Origin of the sequence: Luteimicrobium album (assembly GCF_030161555.1) — a bacterium.
In the GTDB taxonomy this organism is placed as follows: Bacteria; Actinomycetota; Actinomycetes; order Actinomycetales; family Cellulomonadaceae; genus Luteimicrobium; species Luteimicrobium album.
The window spans coordinates 3,810,971-3,828,446 of sequence record NZ_BSUK01000001.1 but is presented as its reverse complement, the minus strand read 5'-3'; the positions used below and the strand labels follow the sequence as shown (position 1 = coordinate 3,828,446).

At 74.4% G+C, this 17,476-nt stretch carries 11 protein-coding genes and 6 pseudogenes; 16 read left to right on the top strand and 1 reads right to left on the bottom strand.

Annotated features, from left to right (window positions below; all coding sequences use genetic code 11):
* Window positions 1-22 precede the first annotated feature (22 nt).
* The 5 genes and pseudogenes from QQK45_RS19670 to QQK45_RS19645 all read left to right on the top strand — a co-directional run bounded on the left by QQK45_RS19670 (window position 23) and on the right by QQK45_RS19645 (window position 4,902).
* A complete protein-coding gene (locus QQK45_RS19670) occupies window positions 23-646 on the top strand; it encodes an alpha/beta hydrolase family protein (RefSeq protein WP_284294657.1) in 624 nt (207 codons plus the stop codon).
* A 415-nt stretch (window positions 647-1,061) separates the two neighbouring features.
* Window positions 1,062-2,608, top strand: a pseudogene (locus QQK45_RS23485) (penicillin-binding transpeptidase domain-containing protein); the annotation flags it as partial.
* Window positions 2,609-2,783: 175 nt separating this feature from the next.
* On the top strand, window positions 2,784-3,632 hold the full coding sequence (gene thiD, locus QQK45_RS19655; protein ID WP_284294654.1) for a bifunctional hydroxymethylpyrimidine kinase/phosphomethylpyrimidine kinase: 849 nt from the start codon (window positions 2,784-2,786) through the stop codon (window positions 3,630-3,632).
* Window positions 3,632-4,561 (top strand): annotated as a pseudogene (locus QQK45_RS19650) (MFS transporter); the annotation flags it as partial. The gene thiD and the pseudogene QQK45_RS19650, both read left to right, overlap by 1 nt.
* Before the next feature lie 80 nt (window positions 4,562-4,641).
* Window positions 4,642-4,902, top strand: a complete 261-nt coding sequence (locus QQK45_RS19645) for a hypothetical protein (protein WP_284294653.1) — start codon at window positions 4,642-4,644, stop codon at window positions 4,900-4,902.
* 4 nt (window positions 4,903-4,906) lie between these two features.
* Here QQK45_RS19645 and QQK45_RS19640 read toward each other — a convergent pair whose 3' ends face one another.
* The gene (locus QQK45_RS19640; protein ID WP_284294652.1) at window positions 4,907-5,890 is read right to left on the bottom strand and encodes a quinone oxidoreductase family protein; all 984 of its coding nucleotides are present in this window, start codon (window positions 5,888-5,890) and stop codon (window positions 4,907-4,909) included.
* Between the two features lie 60 nt (window positions 5,891-5,950).
* Here QQK45_RS19640 and QQK45_RS19635 point away from each other — a divergent pair.
* The 11 genes and pseudogenes from QQK45_RS19635 to tyrS all read left to right on the top strand — a co-directional run bounded on the left by QQK45_RS19635 (window position 5,951) and on the right by tyrS (window position 17,472).
* A pseudogene (locus tag QQK45_RS19635) lies at window positions 5,951-7,038 on the top strand (N-acetyl-gamma-glutamyl-phosphate reductase).
* Window positions 7,035-8,246: a bifunctional glutamate N-acetyltransferase/amino-acid acetyltransferase ArgJ gene (gene argJ, locus QQK45_RS19630; protein ID WP_284294651.1), complete on the top strand. Its 1,212-nt coding sequence runs from the start codon at window positions 7,035-7,037 to the stop codon at window positions 8,244-8,246. The pseudogene QQK45_RS19635 and the gene argJ overlap by 4 nt, the downstream one beginning before the upstream one ends.
* Window positions 8,243-9,213: pseudogene (gene argB / locus QQK45_RS19625) on the top strand (acetylglutamate kinase). The gene argJ and the pseudogene argB overlap by 4 nt, the downstream one beginning before the upstream one ends.
* Window positions 9,210-10,497: pseudogene (locus QQK45_RS19620) on the top strand (acetylornithine transaminase). The pseudogenes argB and QQK45_RS19620 overlap by 4 nt, the downstream one beginning before the upstream one ends.
* A 1-nt stretch (window position 10,498) precedes the next feature.
* The gene (argF, locus tag QQK45_RS19615; RefSeq protein ID WP_284294650.1) at window positions 10,499-11,446 is read left to right on the top strand and encodes an ornithine carbamoyltransferase; all 948 of its coding nucleotides are present in this window, start codon (window positions 10,499-10,501) and stop codon (window positions 11,444-11,446) included.
* Complete coding sequence (locus QQK45_RS19610; RefSeq protein WP_284294649.1) at window positions 11,443-11,979, top strand: arginine repressor; 537 nt, start codon at window positions 11,443-11,445, stop codon at window positions 11,977-11,979. Before argF ends, QQK45_RS19610 begins: the two co-directional genes overlap by 4 nt.
* A 56-nt stretch (window positions 11,980-12,035) precedes the next feature.
* Window positions 12,036-13,265, top strand: coding sequence for an argininosuccinate synthase (locus tag QQK45_RS19605; protein WP_284294648.1), 1,230 nt, complete (start codon window positions 12,036-12,038; stop codon window positions 13,263-13,265).
* A 3-nt stretch (window positions 13,266-13,268) separates the two neighbouring features.
* Window positions 13,269-14,767, top strand: a pseudogene (argH, locus tag QQK45_RS19600) (argininosuccinate lyase).
* 132 nt (window positions 14,768-14,899) lie between these two features.
* Complete coding sequence (locus QQK45_RS19595) at window positions 14,900-15,376, top strand: uridine kinase family protein (RefSeq protein WP_284294647.1); 477 nt, start codon at window positions 14,900-14,902, stop codon at window positions 15,374-15,376.
* Window positions 15,373-16,122: a DNA-3-methyladenine glycosylase gene (locus QQK45_RS19590; protein ID WP_348525303.1), complete on the top strand. Its 750-nt coding sequence runs from the start codon at window positions 15,373-15,375 to the stop codon at window positions 16,120-16,122. The genes QQK45_RS19595 and QQK45_RS19590 overlap by 4 nt, the downstream gene beginning before the upstream one ends.
* Window positions 16,123-16,185: 63 nt before the next feature.
* The gene (tyrS, locus tag QQK45_RS19585; protein ID WP_284294646.1) at window positions 16,186-17,472 is read left to right on the top strand and encodes a tyrosine--tRNA ligase; all 1,287 of its coding nucleotides are present in this window, start codon (window positions 16,186-16,188) and stop codon (window positions 17,470-17,472) included.
* The last annotated feature ends 4 nt before the right edge of the window (window positions 17,473-17,476 follow it).

The following is a 17,476-nucleotide window of genomic DNA, read 5'->3' as shown; positions in this document are numbered from 1 at the left end:
GGACGACACGGGGAGGGGTGGCGTGACACGGGCGACCCGGCTCGAGGTGCCCACGGCCAAGGGCCCGGGTGAGCTCGTCCTCGAGCGGCCGTCCGGCACCCCGCGCGGCGTGCTGCTGCTCGGGCACGGCGCGGGCGGGGCCGTGGACGCGCCCGACCTCGTCGCCGCGCGTGACGCGGCGCTCGCCTCCGGGCTGCTGGTCGCGCGGTTCACGCAGCCCTATCGAGTCGCCGGCCGGCGCGCTCCGGCCCCGGCGGCGCAGCTCGACGCGGCCTGGCTCGAGGCGGTCGGCGTGGTGCGCGGGCGTCGTGGGCTGCGCCATCTCCCGCTCGTCGCGGGCGGGCGCTCGTCGGGTGCCCGGGTCGCGTGCCGCACGGCGACCGCAGCCGGGGCGGTCGCGGTCGTCGCGCTCGCGTTCCCCGTCCACCCTCCGGGTAAGCCCGAGCGCAGCAGGCTGCCCGAGCTGGACGGCGCGGGCGTCCCGGTGCTCGTCGTCCAGGGCGACCGTGATCCCTTCGGCACGCCGCCGGACGCGCCCGGGCGGCGGGTCGTCGTCGTGCCCGGCGCGGACCACGCGCTCCGGCGCGGCGAACCGGTGGTCGCCGACGTCGTCCCCGGCTTCCTCGACGCGGTCCTCGGGACCTGAGGAGGTTCCGCGTTTCAGGACATGTCGCATAGTCTCCTCGGGACACGATCCACGACACAGGGGAGGCGACGGTGCCGCAGCCCAGCACGCGAGCCACGGTCCGCGCGGCACGACGACGGGGACGCGGCGCGCCGGCGCTGCTCGCGGTCACGGGCCTCGTGCTCGTCGGGAGCCTGGCGGCCTGCACGCACAAACCCGACGACACCTCCCTCCACGACACCGCCGCGCAGCTCGCGACCTCACTGGCGGGTGGCTCCGTGGACGGCGTCGCCCTGACGGGTGCGACGCCCGCGGACGCGACCGCCGAGCGCAAGGACGTGTTCGCGGCCGTGCCCGTGCGTCCGACCGTCACCGTGAAGCAGGTGGCCCGCGTCAAGGACCACGACGACCAGGCGACGGCGACGCTCGCCTGGTCGTGGCCCGTCGCGGCCGGTCACCCCTGGTCGTACACGACGACGGTCCACCTCGCCCAGGGCGCGAAGGACGCGACGGCGACGTCGACCGGCAGCCCGGCGCCGACGTCGTCGGCCGGGAGCAAGGACGCCTGGTCCGTCCGGTGGGACCCGACCGTCCTGCTCCCGGACCTTGCCGACAACCAGCACGTGACGTTCTCGCGGGTGCGCCCGCAGCGCGCGAAGATCGTGGACGGCGACGGGAAGGCGATCGTCCAGGACCGCGCCGTGCACGTGATCGGCGTCGACAAGACCCGCACGACCGGGGCGCACTGGGAGTCGTCGGCGCGCGCGCTCGCCAAGGCCCTCGACCTCGACGCGGACGCGTACGCGAAGCAGGTGAGCGCCGCCGGGCCGAAGGCGTTCGTCGAGGCCATCACGCTGCGCGCCTCCGACCCGACCGACGTGTCGAAGCTCACCGCGATCCCCGGCGTCGTCGCGCTCGACGAGAAGGAGCCGCTCGCGCCGACCCACGACTGGGCGCGCCCCTGCTCGGGACCGTCGGCGACGCGACGGCGGACATCGTCAAGGACTCGGACGGACGCGTCCAGCCGGGGGACCAGACCGGCCTGTCCGGCATCCAGAAGCAGTACGACGCCCAGCTCGCGGGCCAGGCCGGCATCTCGATCCGCCTGGTCGACGACGGCGACGGCGGCCTCAGCAGCGGCGCTTCGGACGGAAGCGACGACGACGGCACCGACCTCTTCTCCGTCAAGGCCGTCGACGGCACCCCGGTGGAGCTCACGCTCGACAGCGCGCTCCAGACCGACGCCGAGGGCATCCTGGCGGACCAGGAGGTCGCGAGCGCGATCGTCGCGGTCACCACGTCGGGCCAGGTCCTGGTGGCGGCGAGCGGCGCGGCAGGCAAGGGGCTCTCCACGGCGACGACGGGGAAGTTCGCGCCCGGCTCGACCATGAAGACCGCCAGCGCGCTCGCGCTGCTGCGCGACGGCGAGAAGGCCTCGACCACGGTCCCGTGCACGCCCTCGATCACGGTCGACGGGCGGAAGTTCACGAACGACGCCGACTACCCGTCGTCGGCGCTGGGCACCATCACGCTCGAGTCCGCGTTCGCGAACTCGTGCAACACGGCGTTCATCTCGCAGGCCGGCAAGGTGTCCCAGCAGCAGCTCCACGACGCCGCCGCCGACCTGGGCCTCGGCGTCCCCTCGACCTCGGCGTGCCCGCGTTCTTCGGGTCCGTCCCGACGACGAGCACCGGCGAGACCGACCACGCCGCGTCGATGATCGGCCAGGGCCGGGTCGAGGCCTCGCCGCTGACGATGGCGACCGTCGCGGCCAGCGTCGCCGCCGGGAAGCGCGTCTCGCCGGTGCTCGTCGAGCCGTCGAAGACGTCCGGGGCGACGGCCTCACCGTCAGCGACGCCGTCCGCGATCGCCCCGCCCAGCAAGCTCACGAAGGCCGAGGCGAGCACGCTGCACGGCTTCATGCGCGCCGTCGTCACGGACGGCACCGGCACGATCCTGTCCTCGCTCCCGGGTGACGTCGGCGCCAAGACCGGCACCGCGCAGTTCGGTGACGGCGACAAGTCGCACGCCTGGATGATCGCGACCGACGGCGACGTCGGGGTCGCGGTGTTCGTCGACGAGGGGAGTACGGCGCGACGACCGCCGGCCCGCTGCTCAAGGAGTTCCTGCAGGACCTCGCGAAGGACCGCACGTCGAAGTGAGCACGAGCAGCAGGCCGCGCGTCCTCACGATCGCGGGCACGGATCCGACCGGCGGGGCGGGCGTCGCGGCGGACCTCAAGACGTTCGCCGCGCACGGTGCCTACGGGATGGCGGTCGTGACGGCGCTCGTCGCGCAGAACACCCGCGGGGTCCGGTCGGTGTACGACCCGCCGGTGCAGGTCCTCGTGGCGCAGCTCGACGCCGTCTCGGACGACGTCACGATCGACGCGGTCAAGATCGGGCTCGTCGGGAGCGCGGCCTACGCACGCGCCATCGGCGCCTGGCTCGACCGGGTCGACCCGCCGCACGTGGTGCTCGACCCGGTGCTCGGGGCGTCGGCCGCGGGCCGCCCCCTGCTCGGCCGGGGCGAGCGCGCCGACGAGGCCCTCGTCGCGCTGCGGGACCTCGCGGCCCGGGCCGACGTCGTGACCCCGAACGTCGCGGAGCTCGCGGCGCTCGCGGGAGCGCCGCCGCCGGCGTCTGGCGCGGAGATCCTCGAGCTCTCCCGGGCCCTCGCGGGCAGCCTCGACACCCGGGTCCTCGTCACGGGCGGGCACCTCGGCGGGCGACGGTCCCCGGACACGCTCGTCGCGCCGTCGGGCGCGGTCGTGACCGTGGACGGCGAACGCGTCGAGACGGCGCACACGCACGGCACGGGCTGCGCGCTGTCGAGCGCGCTGGCAGCGCTCCGTCCCGTCCGCCCGTCGTGGGAGGCGACGCTCCGTGACGCCAAGACGTGGCTGACGGGCGCGCTCCGCGACGGCGGCCGGCTCGACGTCGGACGCGGTCCCGGCCCGGTCGACCACCTGTCGGGGATCTCCGCCCCGGAGCGGCGGACCACCTGATGCCGTCCGACGGCGACCGGCCGGTCACGGCGGAGCCCGGACGCGACGTCCTGAGCGAGCCGGCGTTCGCGCGGCTCTGGACGGCCGCGACGCTCAGCGGGCTCGGCTCGGCCGTCACGACGGTCGCCGTCCCGGTGCTCCTGGTGAACGTCCTGCACGCGACACCGGTCGAGCTGGGGATCGTGAACGCGGTGCAGCTCCTCCCGTACCTGCTGTTCGGGCTCGTCGTCGGCGTCGTGCTGGACCGCGTCCGGCGCCGGCCCGTGCTCGTCTGGGCGAGCGTGGCCCGCGCGGCGGTGCTCGCCGTCGTCCCGGTGGCGTGGTGGGCGGGCGCCCTGTCGCTGCCGCTGGTCGCGGCGACGCTCTTCGTGTTCGGCCTGCTCTCGCTCGTCGGAACGGCCGCCGGCCAGGCGTTCCTGCCGAGCGTGGTGGCGCCCGACCGGCTGCTGCCCGCGAACGCTCGCCTGGACCAGAGCGCCGCGGTCGCTCAGACGGGCGGCCCGGCCGTCGGGGGTGCGCTCGTCGGCCTGCTCGGAGCGCCGGTCGCGCTCCTCGTCGACGCCGTCAGCTACGTCGTCGACGCGGTCCTGATCGCCCGGATCGCCGTCGAGGAGACGGTCGTCGCGCCCGTGGCGCGGGAACGGGTGCGCGACCAGATCGCCGACGGCCTGCGGTGGGCCTACCGGCACCGGTTGCTGGCGCCGATGGCGTGGTCGACGCACGTCTGGTTCTTCGGGAACGCGGTCGCGCTCACGGTCTTCCCGCTGCTCGCGCTCCGGGAGCTCGGCCTGTCCTCGCTCGGGTACGGGCTCCTGCTCGCCGGGACGGGTGTCGGCGCTCTCGCGGGGGCCTTCGGTGCGGCGGCGGCCGGGCGCGCGTGGGGTCCGGGCCGCGTGATCGGGTTCACGCGGCTCGGCTACCCGGTGGCGTGGGCACTGATCGCGCTCGCACCGGCCGGGGGCGGGGCCGGGACCTGGAGCGTGCTGGTGGCCGGGTCGGTGCTCGGGGAGTGGCCGCCGGGCTGGAGAACGCCAACGAGATGGCGTACCGGCAGGTCGTCACCCCGACCCGGCTCCAGGGTCGGACCAACGCCACGCTGCGCTCGGCCAACCGCTCGGCGGCCGTCGCCGGCGCGCTGCTGGGCGGCGTCGTCGCGTCGACCTGGGGCTACCGCCCGTCGCTCTGGCTCGCGGTCGCCGTGTTCGCGGCGGCCGCGCTCGTGGTGCTGGCCTCGCCCGCACGGACGGCCCGCTACGACGACGCAGCGTGACGACTCAGGGGACCAGCAGCACCTTGCCCGTCGTCCGCCGCCCCTCGAGCGCGCGGTGGGCCTCGGCGGCGTCGTCGAGCGGGTACGTCGCGCCGACGCGGACGTCGAGCGTGCCGTCCTCCACGGCCGCGAAGAGCTCCGTGGATCGCGCCAGCAGCTCGTCGCGCGTCGCGACGTAGTCGGCGAGCGTCGGGCGCGTGAGGAACAGCGAGCCGGCGCGGTTGAGTCGCTGGATGTCGAACGGTGGCACCTGCCCGGACGACCCGCCGAACAGGACGAGCATCCCGCGCCGCCGCAGCGACGCGAGGGAGGCGTCGAACGTGTCCTTGCCGACGCCGTCGTACACGACGTGCACGCCCGCTCCGCCGGTGAGGTCCCGGACGACGCGCGGCAGGTCCGCGGTGAGGTCGTCGAGCTCGCGGTAGTGCACGACGTCGGACGCCCCGGCCCCGCGAGACAGCTCCTCCTTCTCGGCGCCGCCGACGGTCGTGATCACGCGTGCGCCGCGCGAGACCGCGAGCTGGGTGGCGAGCAGCCCGACGCCGCCCGCGCCCGCGTGCAGGAGGACGTCGTCGCCGTCGCGGACGGCGTAGGTGGAGGTGACGAGGTAGTGGGCGGTGAGGCCCTGGAGCACGAGCGCGGCGGCGGTCACGAGCGGGACGGCGTCGGGAACGGGGACGGCGCGGTCCGCGGGGACGACGACGCGCTCGGCGTACGACCCGGGCGCGGACTCCCACGCCACGTGGTCGCCCTCGGACACGCCCGTGACGCCCTCGCCGACCCCGACGACGACGCCCGCACCCTCGGAGCCGGGCACGTGCGGGTGGTCGGCGGGGTAGACGCCGGACCGCAGGTAGGTGTCGATGAAGTTGACGCCCGCGGCGGCGAGCTCGACGACGAGCTCGCCGGGCCCGGGCTCCGGGTCGGGACGGTCGGTGACGGCGAGGACCTCGGGTCCTCCGGCCTGGGAGGCGACGACGGCGCGCATGGGCACACGCTACGACGTGCCGCTTTTCCTCGGCGCGCATAGGTATGTAAGATCATGCATATGACGATCAGAGTGGCGGTCGCCGGAGCGAGCGGCTACGCCGGCGGGGAGACCCTGCGGCTCCTCGCCGACCATCCCGAGGTCGAGGTCGGCGCGCTCACGGCGCACTCCAACGCCGGCACGCTGCTCGGCGAGCACCACCCGCACCTGCGCTCCCTCGCAGGCCGCGAGCTGATCCCGACCACGCCCGACAACCTCGCCGGGCACGACGTCGTCGTGCTCGCGCTGCCGCACGGCGCGAGCGGCGAGATCGCGGCGCAGCTCCCGGACGACGTCCTCGTGATCGACCTCGGCGCCGACCACCGCCTCGCCTCCGCCGACGACTGGCGCACCTACTACCGCTCCGAGCACGCCGGCACCTGGCCGTACGGGATGCCGGAGCTTCTGCTCGCGCCGGGCGCGGCGGGGAGCCGACCGAGGACACGCCGCTCACCAAGCAGCGCGAGAACCTCGCCGGCGCCCGCCGGATCGCGGTCCCGGGCTGCAACGTCACCGCGGTCACGCTCGGCCTCCAGCCCGGCGTCGCGTTCGGCCTGCTCGACCCGACCGACCTCGTCGCCGTCCTGGCCGTCGGCTACTCGGGCGCGGGCAAGTCGCTCAAGCCGCACCTGCTCGCCGCGGAGGCGTTGGGCTCGGCCCAGCCGTACGCCGTCGGCGGCTCCCACCGGCACATCCCGGAGATCGCGCAGAACCTGCGGGCCGCGGGCGCGCACGACGTCTCGATCAGCTTCACGCCCGTGCTCGTGCCGATGTCGCGGGGCATCCTCGCGACGGCGACGGCGCGCCTCGCCCCGGGCCACGAAGGCGTGACGACGGCCCATCTCCGCGAGGCGTGGGCCGAGGCGTACGCGGGGGAGCCGTTCGTCGAGCTGCTGCCCGAGGGGCAGTGGCCGACGACGGCCATGACGACCGGCGCCAACACGGCCCTCGTGCAGGTCGCGCTCGACGAGCGCGCGGGCCGCGTCGTGACCGTCACCGCGATCGACAACCTCGTCAAGGGCACCGCGGGCGCCGCGGTGCAGTCCATGAACATCGCCCTGGGGCTGCCGCAGACCCTGGGCCTGACCGTGCAGGGGGTCGCCCCGTGACCGAGCTCGTGACCTGGCCCGCATCCCCGGGCGTGACGGCGGCCGCCGGTTTCCGTGCCGCGGGCGTGACCGCAGGTCTCAAGGCGTCCGGCAACCGCGACCTGGCGCTCGTCGTGAACGACGGCCCGCTCCAGGTCGGGGCGGCGGTCTTCACCACCAACCGCGTCGTGGGCGCGCCCGTGCTGTGGTCGCGCCAGGTGGTCAGCGACGGCGTCGTGCACGCGGTCGTCCTCAACTCGGGCGGCGCGAACGTCTGCACCGGGCCCGAGGGCTTCCAGGACGCGCACGCCACCGCGGAGAAGGTCGCCGAGGTGCTGGGGGCCTCGGCGGCCGACGTGGTGGTCGCGTCCACGGGCCTGATCGGGGAGCGGCTGCCGCGCGAGAAGGTGCTCCACGGCGTCGACCTCGCGGCCGCCGCGCTCGCCGCGGACGCCGCGTCGGGCGAGGCCGCGGCGGACTCGATCCGTACGACCGACACGGTCGCCAAGACGGCGCACGTCGTCGTGGAGACGCCCGCCGGGTCCTTCACCGTGGGCGGCATGGCCAAGGGCGCGGGCATGCTCGCACCGGCGCTCGCCACGATGCTCTGCGTGGTCACGACGGACGCCGTGGTCGACGCGGCCACCGCCGACGCCGCCCTGCGCGCCGGCACGCGCGCGTCGTTCGACCGCGTCGACTCCGACGGCTGCATGTCGACCTCGGACACGGTCGCGCTCCTCGCGTCCGGCGCCAGCGGCGTGACGCCCGACGACGCCGCGTTCGCGGCCGCGGTCCGCGCGGTCTGCGCGTCGCTCGCCCGCCAGCTGGTGGCGGACGCCGAGGGCGCGTCCCACGACATCGCCGTCACGGTGACCGGTGCGGAGACCGAGGACGCGGCGCTCGCCGTGGCCCGGGCCGTGACCCGGTCCAACCTGTTCAAGACGGCCGTGTTCGGCAACGACCCCAACTGGGGTCGCATCCTCGCCCAGGTCGGCACGGTCCCCGTCGAGGTCGCCGCGTTCGACCCCGACCAGCTCGACGTGAGCGTCAACGGCGTCCAGGTCTGCCGGGCCGGCGGCGCGTACCGCCCCCGCGACGAGGTCGACATGGCCTCGCAGCGCGAGGTGCGCGTGGACATCGACCTCCACGCGGGCGACGCGACCGTCACCGTCTGGACCAACGACCTCACGCACGACTACGTCCACGAGAACAGCGCGTACTCCACATGAGCGAGACATCGACCGACCTGCCGCCCGCCCACCCGGGCTTCGACACCCGCACCGGCCTGAGCCCCGACCAGAAGGCCGAGGTCCTCGTGGAGGCCCTCCCGTGGCTCGAGCGGTTCCGCGGCGCGCTCGTCGTCGTGAAGTACGGCGGCAACGCCATGGTCGACGACGAGCTCAAGCGTGCGTTCGCGCAGGACATGGTCTTCCTGCGCAGCGTCGGGCTGCGCCCCGTCGTCGTGCACGGCGGCGGGCCGCAGATCTCCGCGATGCTCGACCGGCTCGGCATCGAGTCCGAGTTCCGCGGCGGCCTGCGCGTCACGACCCCGGAGGCGATGGACGTCGTCCGGATGGTGCTGACGGGTCAGGTCTCGCGCGAGCTCGTCGGGCTGATCAACGCGCACGGGCCGTTCGCCGTCGGGCTGTCGGGGAGGACGGCCGCCTGTTCGAGGCGGAGCGCCGGACTGCGACCGTCGACGGCGAGCAGGTCGACGTCGGCCAGGTGGGCGACGTCGTCGCCGTGCACCCGCGCGCCGTCCAGGACCTGCTCGACGCCGGCCGCATCCCCGTCGTCTCGACGGTCGCCCCCGACGTCGACGACCCGACCCAGGTGCTCAACGTCAACGCCGACACCGCGGCCTCGGCGCTCGCGGTCGCGCTCGGTGCGCGCAAGCTCATCGTCCTGACGGACGTCGCGGGCCTGTACACGCGCTGGCCCGACAAGGAGTCGCTGGTCTCGCAGATCGGCGCCGACGAGGTCGAGGCGCTCCTGCCGTCCCTCGCGTCCGGGATGATCCCGAAGATGGAGGCGTGCTTGCGCGCGGTGCGCGGCGGGGTGCGTGCGGCCACGATCATCGACGGCCGCGTCCCGCACTCGGTGCTGCTCGAGATCTTCACGCCCGAGGGCAACGGCACGATGGTCGTGCCGGAGCTCCTGGGCACCGACACGACCCAGGAAGGCGGCCCCGTATGAGCGAGCTGCTCGCCGCGTCCACCGGCGACCTCACGCACCCCGAGCCCGGCTCGGTGGCCGAGTGGACGGACCGCTACACGCACGCGGTCATGGACACGTTCGGGCCGCCGCAGCGCGTGCTCGTGCGCGGCGAGGGCGCGTACGTCTGGGACGCCGACGGCAACCGCTACCTCGACCTGCTCGGGGGCATCGCGGTGAACTGCCTGGGGCACGCGCACCCGACGCTCACCGCCGCGATCAGCGCACAGCTCGGGACGCTCGGGCACGTGTCGAACTTCTTCGGCTCGCCCACCCAGATCGCGCTCGCGGAGAAGCTGCTCGGCCTGGCCGGCGCCCCCGCGGGATCGCGCGTGTTCTTCACGAACTCGGGCACCGAGGCCAACGAGGCGGCGTTCAAGATGGCGCGCCGCAACAACCCCGACGGCACGCGGACGCGCATCCTCGCGCTCGAGGGCTCGTTCCACGGCCGCACCATGGGGGCCCTCGCGCTCACGTCCAAGGCCGCGTACCGGGAGCCCTTCGAGCCCCTGCCCGGCGCGGTCGAGTTCCTGCCGTTCGGCGACACCGAAGCCCTCCGGGCGGCGTTCTCGCCGGAGGTCGTGCGTGAGCGCGGCGAGGTCGCGGCGTTCGTCCTCGAGCCGATCCAGGGCGAGGTCGGGGTGCGTCCCCAGCCCGCGGGCTACCTCGCGCTCGCCCGCGAGCTCACGGCGGCGGGCGGCGCCCTGCTGATCCTCGACGAGGTCCAGACCGGCTCGGGTCGCACGGGCGCCTGGTTCGCCTACCAGCTCCCCGAGCTCGCCCCCGAGGGCTTCCTGCCCGACGTCGTCACGCTCGCCAAGGGCCTCGGCGGCGGGTTCCCCGTCGGCGCGGTGCTCGCGTACGGGGACCGTGCGGCGCACCTGCTCGGGCGGGGGCAGCACGGCACGACGTTCGGCGGCAACCCCGTCGCGGCGGCCGCGGCGCTCGCGACGATCGGCGTGATCGAGCGCGACGACCTGCTCGCCAACGTCCGCGGCGTCGGCGCCTACCTGGCCGAGCGCGTGACCGCGCTCGGCCACCCCTGGTCACCGGCGTCCGCGGAGCCGGCCTGCTGCGCGGCATCCCCTCGCCGCGCCGGTCGCGGCGGACGTGGCGCAGCGCGCGCTCCGCGCCGGGCTGATCGTCAACCCCGTGGCACCCGACGCGATCCGCGTCGCGCCGCCCTACCTGCTCACGCGCGACCAGGTCGATGACCTCGTCGCGTTCCTCGCGGAGCTCCCGCACGACCTCGGACAGGAGTCCTGACATGGCTGAGCCGCACGCCCCGCGCCACTTCCTGCGCGACGACGACCTCACGCCCGCCGAGCAGCGCGAGGTCCTCGAGCTCGGGCTCGCGTTCCACGACGACCGCTTCGTCCGCACGCCCCTGTCCGGCCCCCGTGGGGTCGCGGTCATCTTCGACAAGCCGTCGACCCGCACCCGCGCGTCGTTCTCGGTGGGCGTCGCCGAGCTCGGCGGGTACCCGCTGGTGATCGACGCGCAGACCAGCCAGCTCGGCCGCGGCGAGCCCGTCGCGGACACGGCCCGGGTCCTGGGTCGGATGTGCTCGGCGATCGTCTGGCGGACGTTCGGCCAGGAGCTCATCGAGGAGATGGCGTCGGCGTCCCCGGTCCCGGTGGTCAACGCGCTCACCGACGCGTTCCACCCGTGCCAGATCCTCGCGGACCTGCTGACCGTGGCGCAGCACCGGGGCGGCGTCGGGTCGCTCCCGGGCACCACGCTCACCTACCTCGGCGACGCCGCGAACAACATGGCGCACTCGTACCTGCTCGGCGGCGTCACCGCCGGCATGCACGTCCGTGTCGCGGGCCCCGAGGGCTATCTGCCGGACCCGCGGATCGTCGCCGACGCCGAGCGGATCGCCGCGCAGACCGGCGGCTCCGTGCTCGTGACGACCGATCCCGACGCCGCGCTCGACGGCGCCGACGTCCTCGCGACCGACACCTGGGTCTCCATGGGCCAGGAGGACGAGAAGGGCGAGCGCGAGGCGCCGTTCGTCCCGTTCGCGATCGACGCGGCAGCGCTCGCGAAAGCGGCCGACGACGCGATCGTCCTGCACTGCCTGCCCGCCTACCGCGGCAAGGAGATCTCCGCCGACGTCATCGACGGGCCGCAGTCCGTCGTGTGGGACGAGGCCGAGAACCGGCTGCACGCGCAGAAGGCGCTGCTGACCTGGCTGCTGGAGCGGTCGTGACCGACCCCGCCGTGGCAGGGCCGTCCACGACCCCCGCCACGACCCCTGCGACGAAGGCCGCACGCCACGCGCGGATCGTCCAGGTGATCGCGCACGGCGAGATCCACTCGCAGGCCGAGCTCGCGCGCGCGCTCGCGGCAGACGGCCTGAGCGTCACGCAGGGCACGCTCTCGCGCGACCTCATCGAGCTGCGGGCCGAGAAGGTGCGCAGCACGTCCGGGGCGCTCGTCTACGCTGTGCCGGGCGAGGGCGGGGACCGCTCGGTCCAGGCCGCGGCCGACGCGGGCTATCTCTCGGCTCGCCTCGCACGCCTGTGCGCGGAGATGCTGGTGTCGGCGGAGGCGTCGGGCAACCTCGTCGTCCTGCGGACGCCGCCGGGTGCCGCGAACTACCTGGCCTCCGCGATCGACCACTCGGTGCTGCCCGACGTGCTCGGCTGCATCGCGGGGGACGACACGATCTGCGTGATCACGCGGGACCCCGCCGGCGGCGACGCCGTCGCACGGCGCTTCCTGTCGCTCGCGGGCGACTGACCCCGCCACCCCAGAACCTCAGACCAGAACCACGGACCAGAAAGAGATGAACCGTCATGACTGATCGCGTCGTGCTCGCCTACTCGGGCGGCCTGGACACCTCCGTCGCCATCGGCTGGATCGGCGAGGCCACGGGCGCCGAGGTCATCGCCGTCGCGGTCGACGTCGGCCAGGGCGGCGAGGACCTCTCCGTCATCCGCCAGCGCGCCCTCGACTGCGGCGCCGTCGAGGCGTACGTCGCGGACGCCCGCGACGAGTTCGCCGCCGAGTACTGCATGCCCGCGCTGCGCGCGAACGGCATGTACGAGGGCCGGTACCCGCTCGTCTCGGCGCTGTCGCGCCCGGTGATCGTCAAGCACCTCGTGCGTGCGGCCCGCCAGTTCGGTGCCGACACCGTGGCGCACGGCTGCACCGGCAAGGGCAACGACCAGGTCCGTTTCGAGGTCGCGACGACGTCGCTCGCCCCCGAGCTCAAGTCGATCGCCCCGGTCCGTGACCTGGCGCTGACGCGCGAGAAGGCCATCGACTACGCCGAGAAGCACGACCTGCCGATCGCGACGACCAAGCACAACCCGTTCTCGATCGACCAGAACGTCTGGGGCCGCGCCGTCGAGACCGGCTTCCTCGAGGACATCTGGAACGAGCCGACCAAGGACGTCTACTCCTACACGGACGACCCGACGTTCCCGCCGGTCGCCGACGAGGTCGTCATCACGTTCGAGCAGGGCCTCCCCGTCGCGATCGACGGCACGGCCGTGACGCCGCTCCAGGCGATCCAGGAGATGAACCGCCGCGCGGGCGCCCAGGGCGTCGGCCGGATCGACATCGTCGAGGACCGCCTCGTCGGGATCAAGTCGCGCGAGATCTACGAGGCGCCCGGCGCGATCGCGCTCATCGCCGCGCACCAGGAGCTCGAGAACGTCACGCTCGAGCGCGAGCAGGCCCGCTACAAGCGCCTGATCGAGCAGCGCTGGTCGGAGCTCGTCTACGACGCGATGTGGTTCAGCCCGCTCAAGCGCTCGCTCGACGCCTTCATCGACGACACGCAGAAGTACGTCTCCGGCGACATCCGGATGGTGCTGCACGGCGGCCGCGCGACGGTCACGGGCCGCCGCAGCGAGGCGTCGCTGTACGACTTCAACCTCGCCACGTACGACGAGGGCGACGCGTTCGACCAGTCGCAGGCCCGGGGCTTCATCGAGATCTACGGCCTCCAGGCCAAGCTCGCTGCCGCGCGCGACGTGAAGTTCGGCAACGGCGTGGACTTCGGCACCGGGGCGCTCTGAACCATGGCCGACGAGACTCCCCAGGGCCCCACGGACGACGGCGCGGCTGCGGTCGCGGCGAGTGCGGCCGGCACCGGCAGTGTCGTGGACGGGCGCGAGGAGCGCGTGAGCCTGTGGGGCGGCCGGTTCGCCGGCGGCCCGTCGCCCGAGCTGCAGGCGCTCAGCCAGTCGACGCACTTCGACTGGCGTCTCGCCCCTACGACATCGCCGGCTCACGGGCGCACGCCCGCGTGCTCGCGCAGGCCGGGCTCCTGACGGACGACGAGCTCGCCGGGATGCTCGACGCGCTGGACCGCCTCGAGCGTGACGTCGCGGCGGGGGAGTTCCTCCCGGTGCTGGCCGACGAGGACGTGCACACGGCGCTCGAGCGCGGCCTGATCGAGCGGGCGGGCGCCGAGCTGGGCGGCAAGCTCCGCGCCGGCCGGTCCCGCAACGACCAGATCGCGACCCTCGTGCGGCTGTTCCTGCGCGAGCAGGCACGCCGGCTCACGAACCTCGTGCTCGACGTCGTCGACGCCCTGGTCGAGCAGGCGGCCGCGAACCCTGCGGCCCCGATGCCGGGCCGCACGCACCTGCAGCACGCACAGCCCGTCCTGCTCGCGCACCAGCTCCTGGCGCACGCCTGGCCGCTGCTGCGCGACGTCGACCGCTGGATCGACTGGGACGTCCGTGCCGCGCGCTCGCCGTACGGCTCGGGGGCGCTCGCGGGCTCGTCGCTGGGTCTCGACCCGGCGGCGGTCGCGACGGACCTCGGCTTCGACGGTCCCGTCGAGAACTCGATCGACGGCACCGCGTCGCGCGACGTCGTCGCCGAGTTCGCGTTCGTCGCGGCGATGACGGGCATCGACCTCTCGCGGTTCTCGGAGGAGATCATCCTCTGGAACACCAAGGAGTTCGGCTTCGTCCGCCTCGACGACGCCTACTCGACCGGGTCGAGCATCATGCCGCAGAAGAAGAACCCGGACATCGCCGAGCTCGCGCGCGGCAAGGCGGGGCGCGTCATCGGCGACCTGACCGGCCTGCTGGCCACGCTCAAGGGCCTGCCGCTCGCGTACAACCGGGACCTGCAGGAGGACAAGGAGCCGGTGTTCGACCAGGTCGACACGCTCGCGGTCCTGCTCCCGGCGTTCGCGGGCATGGTCCGGACCCTCACGTTCGACACCGACCGCATGGCGGCCCTCGCGCCGCAGGGCTTCTCGCTCGCGACGGACATCGCCGAGTGGCTCGTGCGCCAGGGCGTGCCGTTCCGCGTGGCCCACGAGGTCGCGGGCGCGTGCGTGAAGTTCTGCGAGGACCGCGGCATCGAGCTCTGGGACCTCACGGACGCCGAGCTGGCCGAGATCTCCGAGCACCTCACCCCCGACGTGCGCACCGTGCTCAGCGTCGAGGGCTCGCTGGCCTCACGCGACGCCGTCGGCGGCACGGCCCCGGCCCGGGTCGCCGAGCAGCTCGACGCCGCCCGCGCCCGCTCGGCGGAGTACCGGGTGTGGGCGCAGGACTGACCCCGTCGCGACGCAGGACGCCGGGGGCACGCGCATGAGCGTGTCCCCGGCGGTCCTCGCCGAGCTCGTGAGCCGCACCCGCGACGGCGAGCCGCGCCTCGGCCCCCGGGGGACCGGGCGCGGCTCGTCGTCGTGGACGGCCCGGCCGGATCGGGCAAGACGACGCTCGCCGCCCAGCTCGGCGACGCGCTGCCCGCGCAGGTCGTGCACATGGACGACCTCTACGAGGGCTGGTCCGGCCTGCGGGCCGGGACCGACCACCTCGCCCGGCAGATCCTCGCGCCCTGGACGGACGGCCGCGACGGCCGATACGCGCGCTACGACTGGGAGGCGGGCGCGTTCGCGGAGGAGCACGCCGTCCCGCGCGCCCCGTACCTCGTCGTCGAGGGCTGTGGCGCGGGTGCACGCCGGCTCGCGGACCTCACGACGCTGCTGGTCTGGGTCGAGGCGCCCGACGACGTCCGGCTGGCCCGCGGCCTCGCCCGCGACGGCGAGGACGCGCGCGAGCACTGGCTCACCTGGATGCGCGAGGAGCGCGAGGTCTACGCGGCCGAGGGGACCGCGGAGCGTGCCGACGTCCGCCTGGACGGCTGGGGCGTGGTCATGTGACGCTCGTCGACCCCGCCACCGTCCCGTCCCGCTCCTGGTTCGAGCGGGACGTGCACGACGTCGCCCGCGACCTCCTCGGCGCGTTCGTCACCCGCAGGGCCCCGCTCGGCGACGTGACGCTCCGCCTCACCGAGGTCGAGGCGTACGACGGCGAGCGCGACCCGGGCTCCCACGCCTACCGCGGGCCGTCGCAGCGCAACCGGGCGATGTACGGCGAGGCCGGGCGGCTGTACGTGTACCGCCACCTGGGGCTGCACCACTGCGTGAACGTCGTCTGCGCACCGCAGGGCCGCGCGTCGGCCGTGCTGCTGCGGGCTGGCGAGGTGACCGACGGCGCGGAGCTCGCCCTGTCCCGCCGCCTCGCGAAAGGACGTTGCGACTCCGCGCGGCAGATCGCCCGCGGTCCGGCTCGGCTCGCGGTCGCGCTCGACCTCGACCTCGACGAGTACGGCGCCGACCTCGTCGACCCGGCGGGTGCGATCGTCGTCCACCTCCCGCTGGCAGCCGCGAGGGACGGCGCCGGTCCGAAGCCGGCCGCGGGGAGGTCCGCACCGGTCCGCGCGTCGGAGTCTCGGGCGACGGCGGCGACGCCGCCCTCTTCCCGTGGCGCTACTGGCTGGCCGGCGAGCCGACGGTCTCCGACTACCGGGCGGTGCGCGCCCGCAAGCGGTGACGCCGGCGCTGCGGCCGGGCGCGCTCGTCCGCGGAATGTCGGCGCACCGTGGTGCGCCGACACGGCACACTAGGAACGCGGCCCGCCCCGGGCCGCCCAGCGCGCGCCCCGCGGGGCGCCGGACGAAGGAGTGGTTGTGAGCGACGTTCTCGACGAGCTGCAATGGCGGGGCCTGGTGGCACAGTCCACCGACGAGGCCGCGCTGCGCGACGCGCTGGGAGCAGGTCCGGTCACCTACTACTGCGGCTTCGACCCGACGGCGCCGAGCCTGCACCACGGCCACCTCGTGCAGCTGATCCTCCTGCGTCACCTCCAGCTCGCAGGGCACCGGGCGCTCGCGCTCGTCGGCGGCGCGACGGGCCTCATCGGCGATCCGCGGCCGAGCAGCGAGCGTACGCTGAACACCAAGGAGGTCGTCGCGGAGTGGACGGACCGCCTGCGGTCCCAGATCTCGCGCTTCCTCGACTTCGAGGGTGACAACCCGGCGAAGCTGGTCAACAACCTCGACTGGACGGGCGAGCTCACGGCCATCGACTTCCTGCGCGACGTCGGCAAGCACTACCGCCTCGGGACGATGCTGGCCAAGGACATCGTGGCGCGCCGCCTCGACAGCGAGCAGGGCATCAGCTTCACCGAGTTCAGCTACCAGATCCTGCAGGGGATGGACTACCTCGAGCTGTTCCGCCGCGAGGGCTGCACGCTGCAGACCGGCGGGAACGACCAGTGGGGCAACCTGCTCTCGGGCGTCGAGCTGATCCGGAAGGCCGAGCAGGCCTCGGTGCACGTCCTGACGACGCCGCTCATCACGAAGGCGGACGGCACCAAGTTCGGCAAGACCGAGGGCGGGGCCGTGTGGCTCGCGCCCGACATGATGACGCCGTACGCCTTCTACCAGTTCTGGGTCAACGCCGACGACGCCGACGTGGTCCGGTTCCTGAAGATCTTCACCTTCCGCACGCGGGAGGAGATCGCCGAGCTCGAACGCTCGGTGCAGGAGCGGCCGGCGGCGCGCGAGGCGCAGCGGACCCTCGCCTCGGACGTCACGACGCTCGTGCACGGCGAGGACGCGACGAAGGCCGTCATCGCGGCGAGCCAGGCGCTCTTCGGTCGCGGCGACCTCAGGGAGCTCGACGAGGCGACGCTCTCCTCCGCCGTGGCCGAGCTGCCCCGCGTCGACGTCGCACCCGGCACACCGGTGGTCGAGGCGCTCGCCGGCGCGGGACTCGTCGCCGGGCGCTCTGCAGCACGGCGAGCGATCGCCGAGGGCGGTGCCTACGTGAACAACGTCAAGGTGACGGGGGAGGACGCGACCCTCGATCCGGCCGAGCTCCTGCACGGGCGATACGCGTTGCTGCGGCGCGGCAAGCGCACGCTCGCGCTCGCGGTGGTCGACGGCGACGCGGCGGCGGGCGCTCGGGCGTAGTCCC

What these genes read in the sequence shown, in the direction of transcription:
- QQK45_RS19640 (WP_284294652.1), bottom strand. Translation starts at nt 5,890, where the DNA reads ATGCGCGCCGTCGTCGCCTCCCAGGCCGGAGGACCCGAGGTCCTCGCC.
- argF (WP_284294650.1), top strand. Translation starts at nt 10,499, where the DNA reads ATGGCTGAGCCGCACGCCCCGCGCCACTTCCTGCGCGACGACGACCTC.
- QQK45_RS19605 (WP_284294648.1), top strand. Translation starts at nt 12,036, where the DNA reads ATGACTGATCGCGTCGTGCTCGCCTACTCGGGCGGCCTGGACACCTCC.